We start from the raw sequence: 12,331 nt of genomic DNA, 5'->3' as shown, positions 1-12,331 counted from the left end.
CGGCCTGGCGTCAGGCCTTGCCCTGGGCGCCCACCGCCGCCGCAGCCTTGGCGGCCGCTTCGCTGTCACCGAGGTAGAAGTGGCGCAGCGGCCTGAGTTCGGCGTCCAGTTCATAGACCAGCGGAATGCCGTTGGGAATGTTCAGGCCGACGATGTCCTCGTCCGAGATGTGGTCCAGGTACTTCACCAGCGCGCGTATGGAGTTGCCGTGGGCCGCCACCACGATGCGTTTGCCGGCCCTGATGGCGGGCGCCATCGATTCGTTCCAGAACGGCAGCACGCGCGTCACGGTGTCTTTCAGGCATTCGGTCAGCGGCACCTGGCCCGGTTGCAGCCTGGCGTAACGCGGGTCGCCGCGCTCGCTGCGCGGGTCGCCGGCCTCCAGCGGCGGCGGTGGGGTGTCGTAGCTGCGGCGCCATATCAGGACCTGCGCATCGCCATATTTTTTGGCGGTTTCGGCCTTGTTCAGCCCCTGCAGGCCGCCGTAATGCCGCTCGTTCAGGCGCCAGCTGTGCACCACCGGCAGCCAGGTGCGGTCCATCTCGTCCAGCGTGTGCCAGAGCGTGCGGGTGGCGCGCTTGAGCACGCTGGTGTAGGCCACATCGAACTCATAGCCTTCGCTTTTGAGCAGCTGGCCGGCATTCTTGGCCTGCGCGATGCCGGTTTCGGTCAGGTCCACGTCGGTCCAGCCGGTGAAACGGTTTTCAAGATTCCAGGTCGATTCGCCGTGGCGGATCAGTACGAGTTGGTGCGCGGGTTGGTCCATGGGAATGCCGATTCAAGGAGTTTGGTGAGGGTAAAAGACAGGCCTTGCGGGCCGGATCACCCCAGCATTCTAAAATCAAGGGCTTGCTGAAAAATACACAAAAGGTACAACGTGAAATTTCTGATCGATAACTGGATGCTGATTTCGGTAGCGCTCGCCTCTGGCGGCATGCTGGTCTGGCCGCTGATTGCCAGCAGCCTGAATGCCGGCGCGCTGACCGCCAGCGGGGCAGTGCAACTGATCAACCGTGAAAAAGCGGTGGTGGTGGACGTCAGCGAGGCCGATGAGTTTGCGGCCGGCCATGTGGGCGGCGCCAGAAACGTGCCCTTCAGCGAACTCGAAGCCAGGCTGCCGGGCGTGGTGAAAAACAAGACCGTGCCGCTGATTCTGGTGTGCACCACCGGCGCGCGCGCGGGCCGGGCGGTGGCGGTCGCCAAGAAGCTCGGCTACGAGCAGGCCCAATCGCTGGGCGGCGGGCTCAAGGCCTGGAAAGAAGCTAATCTTCCGGTCGAGAAGTCCTGAACTGCTCTGAACCGCCCTGAACTGGCTTGAGAAATTTCTGAATCCCATGCAAACCGTCAAAATCTACACCACCGGCACCTGTCCCTACTGCATCCACGCCAAACAGCTGCTCAAGCAGCGCGGCGTGACCGAACTCGATGAAATCCGGGTTGACATGGTGGCCGGCGAGCGCCAGAAAATGATGGACGTCACCGGCCGGCGCACCGTGCCGCAGATCTTCATTGGCGACACCCATGTCGGCGGCTGTGACGACCTGGTCGCGCTCGACGGCCGGGGCGGCTTGCTGCCGCTGCTCAGTATCGGCTGAGATAATGCCGCCACGCCTGCGCGCTGGCAGCAGGCCGCTCCCAACCGTTTCCCCTTTTTTTCATTCAATCGAAAGCTCACCATGGCTGAAGCCAATCTTGACCCTGTGTTTCAAATTCAGCGCGTTTACCTCAAGGACGTGTCGCTGGAGCAGCCCAATTCGCCCGAGATTTTGCTGAATCAGGAGCAGCCCGGCGTGGACATCCAGCTCGGTGTCGATGCCAAGCCCGTGGCCGACGGCATGTTCGAGGTGACGGTGACCGCCACCGTGCACACCAGGATTGCCGACAAGACCGTGTTTCTGGTCGAAGCCAAGCAGGCCGGCATTTTTGAGATCCGCAATATCTCGCCCGAGCAAATGGGCCCGCTGCTGGGCATCGCCTGCCCGCAAATCGTCTACCCCTACCTGCGCGGCAATGTGGCCGACGTGGTTCAGCGCGGCGGTTTCCCGCCGGTGCATCTGGCCGAAATCAACTTCCAGGCCATGTATGAACAGCAGCAGGCCGAAGCCGCCTCGGCCGCGGCACCCCAGATCATTGTCTGAGCGCCGCCGGCATCGCGGCGCTTGCGCTGACGGGGTGAGGCCATGAATATCGTGGTGATTGGTGCCGGCGCCTGGGGCACGGCGCTGGCCGTCTGTGCCGCGCGTGATGCCCTGCACCGCGTCACCCTGTGGGCGCGTGATGCGGCGCGGCTCAACGCCCTGCAAGGCGAGCGCGCCAACACCCGCTACCTGCCGGGCATTGCCCTGCCAGCCAGCCTGCAGCTCAAAGGGGGCGGCGAAGCCTCGCTGGCCGAAGCGGTTCAGGGCCAGGACCTGATCATCATGGCTACGCCGGTGGCGGCGGCGCGCGGCCTGCTGCTGCGCCTGCGGCAGGCCCGCGTACCGGTCGCCTGGCTGAGCAAGGGGTTTGAGGCCGCGCTGCCCGCCAGCGCCCCGTCTTTGGCATCATTTGGCCTGCTGGTCCATGAAATACGCGCGCAGGTTGCTATCAATTTAAGAGCGGGTGTGCTCAGCGGACCGAGCTTTGCGCTGGAAGTGGCGCGCGGCCAGCCGACCGCGCTGGTGGCCGCCAGCGAGCACGCCGAGGTGCGCGGCGCGCTGGTGGAGGCGTTTCACAGCAGCACCCTGCGCGTTTACGCCAGCGACGACATTGTCGGCGTCGAGGTCGGCGGCGCCGTCAAAAACGTGCTGGCGATTGCCACTGGTTTGTGTGACGGCCTGCAGCTGGGGCTGAACGCCCGGGCGGCGCTGATCACCCGCGGCCTGGCCGAAATGACCCGGCTCGGCGTGGCCCTGGGGGCGCGCGCCGAAACCTTCACCGGACTGTCGGGCCTGGGCGATCTGGTGCTGACCGCCACCGGCGACCTCAGCCGCAACCGCCAGGTCGGCCTGCTGCTGGCCCAGGGCAAAAGCCTGCCCGAGGCGGTCGAGTCGCTCGGGCATGTGGCCGAAGGCGTTTACTGCGCCCGCACCGTGGTGCAGCGTGCCGCGGGCCTGGGGGTGGAGATGCCGATTGCGCAGAGCGTGGTGGCGCTGCTCGATGGCCAGTTAAAACCTGCAGAAGCGGTGGCCGCCCTGATGGGGCGCGGGCCGACAGTGGAGCAGGCCTGACTGAATTGGAGGGGCCTAGATTGGAGGGCCCCCGGTTGCTATTGTTTTAATAGCTGCTAAGGCGCGTATTTATTGGGTTGGCGTGCTATTTCGTCATTATTTCCGCAAAACAATCGTCACCAGCAGCGATGCGTCCCGAACGGCCGTCAAGCCATGCGCCACACCGCCTTCCAGCCAGAGCAGCTGGCCCGCCGTCATGCGCTGGGTGTGCCCGGCCGCGGTGAATTCCACCTCGCCTTCCAGGCACTGCACCGTGATTTCACCCTTGACCTCGTGCGAGGGCACCGTTTTTCCGGCCGCCACGATCAGTCGCATGACTTCAATCTCGCTGGTTTTGAACAGGGCGACGGTCCGTGATTCAGTAAGTCTGTCGGTAAGCGGAAAAACGTCAATCACTTGCCCTGATGCGGCGTGGTCAATGGCCATGATGAAACTCCTGGAAAGTGCTGCTGATGCCGGGAATAGTTATACCTGAAGGGCCGGGGTTGCTGCCTGTCATCCGAGTGGCGCGCTTGGGTTTGAAGTGCAAATTTCAAGAAAAATAGGCCCTGGCCCAATACCCACAAGTCGAGTATGCTATTAAAAGCATAGCTGCCGTTGGCCCGGGTTGGGCCGATTTTGACCTCGAGGCCAACTTTGGTTAATCTGCCTCATTCCGGCGGGCCGTCTCCAAAGCAGTGCCCCGCTGGATGGGGCCAGGCTGAAGATCGGTTCACGCCACGCCTGATTTTTTACTTTTTGCCAACAACACCCGGGAGCATTCCATGGAAAACGCCAACAAGGACAAGCTGATCACCGACATGAAAGTGGTGCTCGCCGACGCGGAGGATCTGCTCAAGTCAGCGGCTGCAAGCACCGGCGAAACCGCCGTGGCCCTGCGCGAAAAAGCGGCAGGCAAGCTCAAGCTGGTCACCGAAAAACTGACCGGGCTGCAGGAAGCGACGCTGCTCAAGGGTAAAGAGGCGGCCAGGCTCACCGACGACTATGTCCATGCCCACCCCTGGCGGGCCGTGGGTGTTGCCGCTGCGGCCGGGTTTTTGATGGGTTTGCTGGTCAACCGCAAGTAAGAACCGCCGCCGCATGACCGCACCCCGGCCAGAACCCCCCAGCGCGGACGCCCGGGCGGCGGACCCACCGCCGCGCCTGTTCGCCTCGCTGCGCCAACTGCTGATCACGCTGCAGGGCATGGCGCACACGCGCATGGCCCTGGCGGGCGTGGAGCTTGAAGAAGAACTGCAGCGGCTGATCGGCCTGTGGCTGAACCTGCTGGGCCTGCTGGTTTTTGGCCTGGTGGGCGTGCTGATGTTCACGCTGATGGTGGTGCTGGCCGTTGACGCGGCGCAGCGTGTGGCGGTGCTGGCGTTCTTTGCGGCGAGCTACCTCGGCTTCGGCGGCTGGTTCTGGTGGCGCATCCAGCGTGCGCTGGCGACGCGCCCGCCTTTTTTGCAGGCAACGCTGGCCGAAATGGCGCAAGACCGCGAGGCCTTGGAAGCCGCCCTGGCGCCCAGCGCCCGGCGCGAAGCCGCACCATGAGGGTCGCACCATGAGCGACGCAGCCACCAGCGCCACCACCCAGCGGGAACTGAGAAAGCAGGTTTTGTTGATGCGCGCCGCGATGGAGCGCGCCGAGATGGTCGGCGCGATTGACGCGGCGCGGCAGCGGGTGATTTTTTTCAAAAACGGTGTGCCCAGCCTGGCCCTGGCCAAAGGCCTGCCGCTGGCCTTGGCGCTGCTCAGGCGCGCACCGCTGCTCAGTTCGCTGCTGTCGCTGGCCCTGTCGGGTGCGCGCCGGCTGCCTTTGCTGCGCTACGGTCTGCTCGGTGCGGGCGCGGCCCTGCTGGTCTGGAAGGGCTACCAATGGCTCGCTGGCCGGGCTGGGCAGTCTGCAGAGCCGTCCCCGGATCAGCCTATAGGCGCTGACGCGCCGCCGATGTAGGTGCCTGACAGGAGCGGGTGCTATGGCGAAGCCGCTTGCCGTTGAGGCGTCTTTGCCCGACAAATGAAATGCGCCGGGCATGAGCCATTCCAGGATTTGCGCATGATCGCTTTTGGTGAAGCCGTCCATGCATGTTCGCACCGTCTGCTTATTTGGGCTCATGGCGTTCCATTGTTGATTAAAGTTGCCTCCAGCCCTTGTGGGATAAGCGTCAACAGCTATCAAAAACAGAGCGGATTGCGCTGCCGTCATTCCGGCGCCGGTTGCGGGCCGCTCAGATTTCCAGGTTGTCGATCAGCCGCGTGCTGCCGAGCTTGGCCGCGCCCAGGACCACCAGCGGCTCTGATAACAACGCGCCCTGCGGCGGCTGCAGATCGGCGCGGCGGCGCACGGTCAGGTAGTCGGGTTTCCAGCCGCGGCGCGCCAGCGCCTGCATGGCCTGCGCTTCCAGCGCGGGCAGGTCGGCGGCCTGGGCGGCTTTGGCGGCCTGGCCCAGGGCTTTCAGGGCCTGCGAGAGTTGCGCGGCCTCGGCGCGCTCGGCCGGGTTGAGGTAGCCGTTGCGCGATGACAGCGCCAGCCCGTCTTCGGCGCGCTGGGTTTCACCGGCCAGAATGTCTATCGGCAGGGCAAACTGCTGCACCATGCGGCGCACCACCAGCACCTGCTGGTAGTCTTTTTTGCCGAAAGCGGCCACGCCCGCGGGCATGCCGGCGTAGACACACGAGAACAGCTTGAGCACCACGGTACTGACGCCGATGAAAAAACCGGGCCGAAAGTGGCCTTCCAGAATGTCGCCCAGGTCGTTGGCGGGGTGCACCTTGTAGGTTTGCGGCTGCGGGTACAACTCCTGCTCGCGCGGGGCAAACAGCACATCGCAGCCGGCCGCCTGCAGCCGCTGGGCGTCGGCGTCCAGGGTGCGCGGGTAGCTGTCAAAGTCTTCGTGCGGCGCAAACTGCAGGCGGTTGACGAAAATGCTGGAGACGGTGACGTCGCCCAGCGGCTTGGCCTGCTTGACCAGCGCGATATGGCCCTCATGCAGGTTGCCCATGGTGGGCACAAAGGCCGGGCGCTTGAAGCCGCTGAGCGCGTCGCGCAGTTCGGCAATGGTGTGGACGATGTGCATGGGGTCTCCTTCAGTTCGAATCGGTTCGCCTTGCCGCCCTACCAGGCGTGGGTCGCGTTGTCGGGGAAGCTGCCGTCTTTCACGGCATGCACATAGGCTTCGATGGCGCCGCGCACGCTGGCGTTCTTGCCGTCCTGGCCGGCCATGAAGTTGTGAACGAAGCGCGGCATCTTGCCCAGGTTCATGCCCAGCATGTCGTGCAGCACCAGCACCTGGCCGGCGGTGCCCTTGCCCGCGCCTATGCCTATGGTGGGACAGTGCGCCAGCGTCTGCGTCAGCGCGGCGGCCAGCGTGGCCGGCACCATTTCCAGCACCAGCATGGCGGCGCCGGCGTCCTGCAGTTCCTGCGCATCGCGTTTGAGCGTGGCGGCGGCCTGGTCGGTTTTGCCCTGCACCCGGTAGCCGCCCAGCGCATGCACGGTTTGCGGTGTCAGCCCCAGATGCGCGCAGACCGGAATGCCGCGCTCGACCAGAAAGCGCACGGTCTCGGTGGTCCAGCCGCCGCCTTCGAGCTTGACCATGTGGGCACCGGCCTGCATCAGCACCACCGCGCTGCGCAGGGCCTGCTCTCTGGACTCGTGGTAGCTGCCAAAGGGCAGATCGCCAATCAGCCAGGCGGTGGCGTGCGAGCGGCGCAGGCCGTTGGCCACGCATTCGGTGTGATGCCGCATGGCCTCCAGGCTCACGCCCACGGTGCTTGACAGGCCCTGGCAGACCATGCCGAGCGAGTCGCCGACCAGAATGCATTCCACCCCGGCGGCATCGGCCACGGCGGCAAAGGTGGCGTCGTAGGCGGTCAGCATGGTGATTTTTTCGCCTTGCGTGTGCATTTCGCGCAGGCGCGGCAGGCTCATCGGCTTGCGCGCCAGCGGTGCGCTGGGCGCGGAGGCTGGGGGCAGCGTGCCGTAAGGGGTGGCGGCGGGTGTGGCATCGGTGGTCATGGGACGGCTCCTGAATTTAGCGAGAGTCTAACCAGTGCGGGCCGGGTTTTGCACCGCTTGCTGAGCGCGCCGACAGAACCCTTCAGCGCGTCTCGGGCGCCGAGCGGCTCATGCCCAGCCGCTGCAGCAGTTTCACGTCGGCTTCGGTGTCGGGGTTGCCGGTGGTCAGCAGCTTGTCGCCGTAAAAAATCGAGTTGGCGCCGGCCAGAAAACACAGCGCCTGCACGCCGTCGCCCATTTGCTGGCGGCCGGCCGACAGGCGCACCCTGGCCGTCGGCATGGTGATGCGGGCCACGGCAATGGTGCGCACAAATTCAAACGGGTCCAGGTCGGCCTGATTCGCCAGCGGCGTGCCTTCAACCTTCACCAGATTGTTGATGGGCACCGACTCGGGGTAGGGCGTGAGGTTGGCCAGCTCGGCCACCAGGCCGGCGCGCTGGCGCCGCGTTTCGCCCATGCCGACAATGCCGCCGCAGCAGACCTTGACGCCGGCGCTGCGCACACGCGCCAGCGTGTCGAGCCGGTCCTGGTAGTCGCGCGTGGTGATGATGTCGCCGTAAAAATCGGGCGCGCTGTCGAGGTTGTGGTTGTAGTAGTCGAGGCCGGCGCTCTGCAGGGTTTGCGCATGGCCGTCTTCCAGCATGCCCAGCGTGGCGCAGGTTTCCAGGCCCAGCGCCTTGACGGTGCGCACCAGCTCGGCGACTTTTTCAATGTCGCGGTCTTTCGGCGAGCGCCAGGCCGCGCCCATGCAGAAACGCGTGGCGCCGGCGGCCTGGGCGCGTTGCGCGGCCAGCAGCACTTCGGCGGGCTCCATCAGCTTGCTGGCTTGCACGCCGGTGTCATAGCGGGCGGCCTGGGGGCAGTAGCCGCAGTCTTCGGCGCAGCCGCCGGTCTTGACGGACAGCAGCGTGGCAAATTCAACGTGCGTGGGGTTAAAGTTTTCGCGGTGAACGGTTTGCGCGCGGTGCATCAGCTCAGGAAACGGCAGGTTGAACAACGCTTCAATTTCGTCAACGCTCCAGCGGCCGGGTGCCTGGGGCGGGGCGGCGGGGCGGGGCGGGTGGAAGGCGAGGGCTTGGGCCAGGACAGGGGGCATGAACGGGGGCTCCTAAGTGATACGGATGTGCTGTCACGGATGCGACACAATTTTCTCAGTTTATTCGACGCGGTTTGGCCGCTGTGATGAAGTCGATGTCGCAGCCAGTTCGCTCAGCGCCCGCACCAGGCGGTCAATGTCGGCCTCGGTGTGCGCGGCCGACAGGGCGATGCGCAAACGGGCCGTGCCCTCGGCCACGGTGGGTGGGCGAATGGCGGGCACCCACAGGCCGCGTGTGCGCAGGCCTTCCATCACGGCCAGCGCCGCGTCATTGGGGCCAATCACCAGCGGCTGAATGGCGGTGGGTGACTCGCCAAGCCGCCATGAACTGCCTTGCAGGCCCTGGGTCAGGCCTTGACGCAAGCGGGCAATGAGGCGCTGCAGGTGCTCGCGCCGCCACTCGTCCTGCTCAATCAGTTGCAAGCTGGTTTGCAGGGCGGTGGCCAGCAAGGCCGGGGCAGCGGTGGCAAAAATGTAGCTGCGGGTTTTTTGCAGCAGCCATTCAACCAGCGCCTCGCTGCCCGCCACAAACGCCCCGGCCACGCCCGCGGCCTTGCCCAGCGTGGCCATGTAGAGCACGCGCGCTGAGGCATTTTCACCCGACAGGCCAAAGTGGGCCAGGCAGCCGCGCCCTTGCGGGCCGAGCACGCCAAAACCGTGCGCGTCGTCGAGCAGCAGCAAGGCGTCGTGGCGTTCGCACAGCGCCAGCAGCGCAGGCACATCGGCCACGTCGCCGTCCATGCTGAACACGGCGTCGCTGATGATGAGCTTGCGCCGGGCCGGGCTGTTGATCAGTTCCTGCTCCAGCGCCGCCAGGTCGGCGTGCGCGTAGCGGTGAATCTGCGCGCTGGACAGCCGTGCGCCGTCAATCAGGCAGGCGTGGTTCAGCGCGTCTGAAAAAACCGCATCGCCCTTGCCCACCAGGGCGGGCACGATGCCGATGTTGGTGGCGTAGCCGGCGTAAAAATACAGCGCGCGCGGCTGGCCGACAAAGCGGGCGAGGGCGTGTTCCAGTGCTTCGTTGGCGGCGCTGTGGCCGCTGACCAGTGGCGAGGCCGCCGCACCCACGCCAAAAGCGCGGGCACCGTCGCAGGCGGCTTGCACCAGCGCCGGATGGCTGGCCAGGCCCAGGTAGTCGTTGCTGCAAAACGCCAGCATGCGCTGCCCGTCAACCCGCAGGTGGGCGCCGTCTTCTGGCACCACCACGCGACGCCGGCGGCGCAGGTGCGTGCGGTCCAGCTCGGCAATGCGGGCCGGAAATTCGTCGAGCCAGGAATTCGTCATCAGGGTGTTGATTGCCATGCCAGGGGGAGTTCCAGGTTCAGGGTTTGGGGGTCGGGCTGCGGCTGGTGCGCAATGCTGGCCAGCAGCGGTGCGGCCAGCTGCTGCTGCAAGAAGGCGATGTTGTCGCCTTGCGCCAGCATGCTGGGGTCGATATGGTTGGCGACCCAACCCGCCAGCGTGAGGCCGCGCGCGCGAATGGCGGCGGCCGTCAGCAGCGCGTGGTTGAGGCAACCCAGGCGCAGGCCCACCACCAGAACCACGGGCAGCGCCAGCGCCTGCGCCAGATCGGCACCGGTTTCCGTATCCGACAGCGGCACCATGAAGCCACCCGCGCCTTCCACCACCACGGCATCGGCCAACTGCAGCAACTGGCGGTGGCAGGCCACGATGTGGGCGATGGCGATGCGAACGCCGGCGCGCGTGGCGGCAATGTGGGGCGATACCGCATCGGGCAGCAATATGGGGTTGTCCAGCTCGGGCGGCACGCGGCAGCTGGAAGCCGCGCGCAGGGCCAGCACATCGTCGTTGGCTTCGGCGCCCAGGATCAGGGTGGTTCCCGCTGCCACGGGCTTCATGCCGACCACACGCGGGTAGTGCCGGGCCAGCGCATGCAGCAGCGCGGTGCTCACCAGTGTTTTGCCGACACCGGTGTCGGTCCCGGTGACAAAGAGCGAAAGCTGTTGTGGCTTACCCATGCGCACTTTCTTCAGCCAGCGTGGCCTGCAGCGCGGCCAGCGCACCGCGTGCCAGGTGGCCGGCGGTGTCTTCATCCATCACATAGGGCGGCATGGCGTAAATCGTGTTGCCAATCGGCCGCAGCAGCACGCCGTGCGCTATGGCGTGCTGCTGGTAGCGGCGCGAAAAATAGGGCGATGCCGTGTCCACATCCCAGGCCCAGAGCATGCCGAGCTGCCGGGCGTTTTTGATGCGCGCATGGGCCGTTAGCGGCGCAAAAGCCTGGCTGATGGTGTGGGCCAGCGTGACGTTGCGGGCCAGCACATCGTTTTGCGCAAACAGCTCCAGCGTGGCCAGCGCCGCGCGGCAGGCCAGCGGGTTGCCGGTGTAGGAGTGCGAATGCAAAAAGCCGCGCGCCACCTCGTCGTCGTAAAAGGCCTGGTACACCGTATCGGTGGTCAGCACGGCAGACAGCGGTAGCGTGCCGCCGGTCAGGCCTTTGGAGAGGCAAATGAAGTCAGGACGGATGCCGGCCTGCTGATGGGCAAACAAGGTGCCGGTGCGGCCAAAGCCGGTGGCGATTTCGTCCACCACCAGATGCACCTCGTAGCGGTCGCACAGCGCGCGCACCAGCCGCAGGTAGCTGGCATCGTGCATGGCCATGCCGGTGGCGCACTGCACCAGCGGCTCGATGATGAGGGCAGCCGTGCTGGCGTGGTGCTGCTCCAGCCAGGCCTGCAGGCCGCCGGCGGCGCGGTGGGCCACGTCGGCCGCGCTTTCACCCGGCTCGGCTTTGCGGGCGTCGGGGCTGGGCACGGTGGCTGCCAGCCGCACCAGCGGTGCGTAGGCTTCGCGAAAAATGGCAATGTCCGTCACGGCCAGCGCGCCCACGGTTTCGCCGTGGTAGCCACCGGCCAGGCCGACAAAGCGACATTTTTCGGATCGGCCGGTGTTGCGCCAGTAGTGGGCGCTCATTTTCAGCGCAATCTCGGTGGCCGAGGCGCCGTCGCTGGCGTAAAAGGCGTGGCCCAGCCCGGTCAGCTGGCCCAGCTTTTCAGACAGTTCCACTACCGGTTCATGGGTAAAACCGGCCAGCATCACATGGTCGAGCTGGTCCAGTTGCGCCACCAGCGCGGCCTTGATGTACGGATGGCCATGGCCAAACAGGTTGACCCACCAGGAGCTGATCCCATCGAGGTAGCGGCGGCCTTCAAAGTCGTACAGCCACACGCCTTGGGCTCTGGCGATGGGCACCAGCGGCAGCGTCTCGTGCCGCTTCATTTGCGTGCAGGGGTGCCACACATGCTGCAGGCTGCGCTGGATCAGCGAGGGGTTGTCCATGGGGGCTCCCGTTTTAAAAAAGGCGGAAATGCCCATGGGCGCTGGCCGCGCTGCAGGGCGGGGGCTGCAATCAGGCCCAATCAGGCCATCTGCACCGGAATCGTCGAGCGTTCTTCCTGGACGCGGTTGTCGGGGTTGACGAACACCAGCTTCGGACTGAAGCCCGCCACTTCTTTCTCCTCAACCTGCGCAAAAGCGGCAATGATGACGAGGTCGCCCACCGCCGCGCGCCGTGCCGCCGAACCATAGACCGAGATGATGCGGCTGCCGCGTTCGGCGCGAATGGCGTAGGTGATGAAACGCTCGCCGTTGTTGATGTTCCAGATATGGATCTGCTCGTTCTCGCCGAGGTTGGCGGCATCCAGCAAGTCTTCGTCGATGGCGCAGGAGCCCTCGTAATTAAGTTCGCAGTGGGTGACCGCGGCGCGGTGGATTTTGGATTTGAGCAGGGTTCTGAACATGAGGGGCCTGGTGATCTGCAGAAAAAAAGGGGGGTGGCGAAAAACAGGCGGGACATGGGGCATGGGCAGCCCTGAAATCAGTAACAATTAGCCTGTTGAGCCGCTAGTTTAGGTGAGTCCTTATTCAAATTAGTTATATGAAAAATTCAGTTGATTTCTCAGCGGGAACGCTGGCCCGGCTGGCCGAGGCCGATGTGGCGCGCGCCCTGGCCGAAGATGTGGGGGCTGGCGACTTGACGGCGGGCCTGATTGATGCGGGCCGCAG

At 65.4% G+C, this 12,331-nt stretch carries 16 protein-coding genes; 7 read left to right on the top strand and 9 right to left on the bottom strand.

All coding sequences use genetic code 11. From position 1 onward, the window contains the following. Positions 1-10: 10 nt before the first annotated feature. Entirely contained in the window at positions 11-766 is a 756-nt protein-coding gene (gene gpmA / locus RMO23_RS06305) for a 2,3-diphosphoglycerate-dependent phosphoglycerate mutase (RefSeq protein ID WP_309679586.1), read from the bottom strand. 111 nt (positions 767-877) lie between these two features. Between gpmA and RMO23_RS06300 the strand changes: the two genes are divergently transcribed. The 4 genes from RMO23_RS06300 to RMO23_RS06285 all read left to right on the top strand — a co-directional run bounded on the left by RMO23_RS06300 (position 878) and on the right by RMO23_RS06285 (position 3,209). Next, positions 878-1,288, top strand: a complete 411-nt coding sequence (locus tag RMO23_RS06300; RefSeq protein WP_309679584.1) for a rhodanese-like domain-containing protein — start codon at positions 878-880, stop codon at positions 1,286-1,288. Positions 1,289-1,334: 46 nt separating this feature from the next. Next, complete coding sequence (grxC, locus tag RMO23_RS06295) at positions 1,335-1,595, top strand: glutaredoxin 3 (RefSeq protein ID WP_309679582.1); 261 nt, start codon at positions 1,335-1,337, stop codon at positions 1,593-1,595. An 81-nt stretch (positions 1,596-1,676) separates the two neighbouring features. Then, positions 1,677-2,138: a protein-export chaperone SecB gene (gene secB, locus RMO23_RS06290; protein ID WP_309679580.1), complete on the top strand. Its 462-nt coding sequence runs from the start codon at positions 1,677-1,679 to the stop codon at positions 2,136-2,138. Positions 2,139-2,180: 42 nt separating this feature from the next. After that, positions 2,181-3,209 carry an NAD(P)H-dependent glycerol-3-phosphate dehydrogenase gene (locus tag RMO23_RS06285; protein ID WP_309679578.1) on the top strand — a complete coding sequence of 343 codons (1,029 nt, stop codon included), beginning with the start codon at positions 2,181-2,183 and terminating at the stop codon, positions 3,207-3,209. A gap of 96 nt (positions 3,210-3,305) precedes the next feature. On the opposite strand, the gene RMO23_RS06280 is transcribed toward RMO23_RS06285, so the two are convergent. Further along, positions 3,306-3,635 (bottom strand): cupin domain-containing protein, encoded by a 330-nt coding sequence (locus RMO23_RS06280; RefSeq protein WP_309679576.1) that lies wholly within the window; start codon positions 3,633-3,635, stop codon positions 3,306-3,308. Positions 3,636-3,973: 338 nt separating this feature from the next. Between RMO23_RS06280 and RMO23_RS06275 the strand changes: the two genes are divergently transcribed. From RMO23_RS06275 to RMO23_RS06265, 3 genes are read left to right on the top strand one after another with little or no spacing between them, the layout of a single operon-like run. After that, positions 3,974-4,276, top strand: coding sequence for a DUF883 family protein (locus RMO23_RS06275; protein ID WP_309679574.1), 303 nt, complete (start codon positions 3,974-3,976; stop codon positions 4,274-4,276). A gap of 13 nt (positions 4,277-4,289) precedes the next feature. After that, complete coding sequence (locus RMO23_RS06270; protein WP_309679572.1) at positions 4,290-4,742, top strand: phage holin family protein; 453 nt, start codon at positions 4,290-4,292, stop codon at positions 4,740-4,742. A 10-nt stretch (positions 4,743-4,752) separates the two neighbouring features. Next, complete coding sequence (locus tag RMO23_RS06265; RefSeq protein WP_309679570.1) at positions 4,753-5,145, top strand: hypothetical protein; 393 nt, start codon at positions 4,753-4,755, stop codon at positions 5,143-5,145. A gap of 274 nt (positions 5,146-5,419) precedes the next feature. On the opposite strand, the gene panC is transcribed toward RMO23_RS06265, so the two are convergent. From panC to panD, 7 genes are all read right to left on the bottom strand, one after another. Beyond that, on the bottom strand, positions 5,420-6,268 hold the full coding sequence (panC, locus tag RMO23_RS06260) for a pantoate--beta-alanine ligase (protein WP_309679568.1): 849 nt from the start codon (positions 6,266-6,268) through the stop codon (positions 5,420-5,422). 38 nt (positions 6,269-6,306) lie between these two features. Further along, positions 6,307-7,209, bottom strand: coding sequence for a 3-methyl-2-oxobutanoate hydroxymethyltransferase (gene panB, locus RMO23_RS06255; RefSeq protein ID WP_309679566.1), 903 nt, complete (start codon positions 7,207-7,209; stop codon positions 6,307-6,309). A gap of 82 nt (positions 7,210-7,291) precedes the next feature. Then, positions 7,292-8,305 carry a biotin synthase BioB gene (gene bioB, locus RMO23_RS06250; RefSeq protein WP_309679564.1) on the bottom strand — a complete coding sequence of 338 codons (1,014 nt, stop codon included), beginning with the start codon at positions 8,303-8,305 and terminating at the stop codon, positions 7,292-7,294. Between the two features lie 60 nt (positions 8,306-8,365). Continuing rightward, a complete protein-coding gene (bioF, locus tag RMO23_RS06245; RefSeq protein WP_405041571.1) occupies positions 8,366-9,607 on the bottom strand; it encodes an 8-amino-7-oxononanoate synthase in 1,242 nt (413 codons plus the stop codon). After that, on the bottom strand, positions 9,589-10,284 hold the full coding sequence (gene bioD, locus RMO23_RS06240) for a dethiobiotin synthase (protein ID WP_309679562.1): 696 nt from the start codon (positions 10,282-10,284) through the stop codon (positions 9,589-9,591). The genes bioF and bioD overlap by 19 nt, the downstream gene beginning before the upstream one ends. Next, positions 10,277-11,605 carry an adenosylmethionine--8-amino-7-oxononanoate transaminase gene (locus tag RMO23_RS06235; RefSeq protein ID WP_309679560.1) on the bottom strand — a complete coding sequence of 443 codons (1,329 nt, stop codon included), beginning with the start codon at positions 11,603-11,605 and terminating at the stop codon, positions 10,277-10,279. Before RMO23_RS06235 ends, bioD begins: the two co-directional genes overlap by 8 nt. A gap of 80 nt (positions 11,606-11,685) precedes the next feature. Further along, positions 11,686-12,066: an aspartate 1-decarboxylase gene (gene panD, locus RMO23_RS06230; protein WP_309679558.1), complete on the bottom strand. Its 381-nt coding sequence runs from the start codon at positions 12,064-12,066 to the stop codon at positions 11,686-11,688. Positions 12,067-12,331: the final 265 nt, after the last annotated feature.

It is taken from the genome of Polaromonas sp. (assembly GCF_031411155.1).
Lineage (GTDB): Bacteria > Pseudomonadota > Gammaproteobacteria > Burkholderiales > Burkholderiaceae_C > Polaromonas.
Note: the sequence above shows the minus strand (reverse complement) of the source record. Positions and strands in the feature narration are given on the sequence as shown.

Coding starts and splice junctions, on each gene's coding strand:
- panB (WP_309679566.1), bottom strand. CDS start 7,209: ATGACCACCGATGCCACACCCGCCGCCACCCCTTACGGCACGCTGCCC.
- bioD (WP_309679562.1), bottom strand. CDS start 10,284: ATGGGTAAGCCACAACAGCTTTCGCTCTTTGTCACCGGGACCGACACC.
- RMO23_RS06235 (WP_309679560.1), bottom strand. CDS start 11,605: ATGGACAACCCCTCGCTGATCCAGCGCAGCCTGCAGCATGTGTGGCAC.
- RMO23_RS06285 (WP_309679578.1), top strand. CDS start 2,181: ATGAATATCGTGGTGATTGGTGCCGGCGCCTGGGGCACGGCGCTGGCC.
- RMO23_RS06265 (WP_309679570.1), top strand. CDS start 4,753: ATGAGCGACGCAGCCACCAGCGCCACCACCCAGCGGGAACTGAGAAAG.
- bioF (WP_405041571.1), bottom strand. CDS start 9,607: ATGGCAATCAACACCCTGATGACGAATTCCTGGCTCGACGAATTTCCG.
- panC (WP_309679568.1), bottom strand. CDS start 6,268: ATGCACATCGTCCACACCATTGCCGAACTGCGCGACGCGCTCAGCGGC.
- gpmA (WP_309679586.1), bottom strand. CDS start 766: ATGGACCAACCCGCGCACCAACTCGTACTGATCCGCCACGGCGAATCG.
- panD (WP_309679558.1), bottom strand. CDS start 12,066: ATGTTCAGAACCCTGCTCAAATCCAAAATCCACCGCGCCGCGGTCACC.
- secB (WP_309679580.1), top strand. CDS start 1,677: ATGGCTGAAGCCAATCTTGACCCTGTGTTTCAAATTCAGCGCGTTTAC.
- RMO23_RS06280 (WP_309679576.1), bottom strand. CDS start 3,635: ATGGCCATTGACCACGCCGCATCAGGGCAAGTGATTGACGTTTTTCCG.
- RMO23_RS06270 (WP_309679572.1), top strand. CDS start 4,290: ATGACCGCACCCCGGCCAGAACCCCCCAGCGCGGACGCCCGGGCGGCG.
- RMO23_RS06275 (WP_309679574.1), top strand. CDS start 3,974: ATGGAAAACGCCAACAAGGACAAGCTGATCACCGACATGAAAGTGGTG.
- grxC (WP_309679582.1), top strand. CDS start 1,335: ATGCAAACCGTCAAAATCTACACCACCGGCACCTGTCCCTACTGCATC.
- bioB (WP_309679564.1), bottom strand. CDS start 8,305: ATGCCCCCTGTCCTGGCCCAAGCCCTCGCCTTCCACCCGCCCCGCCCC.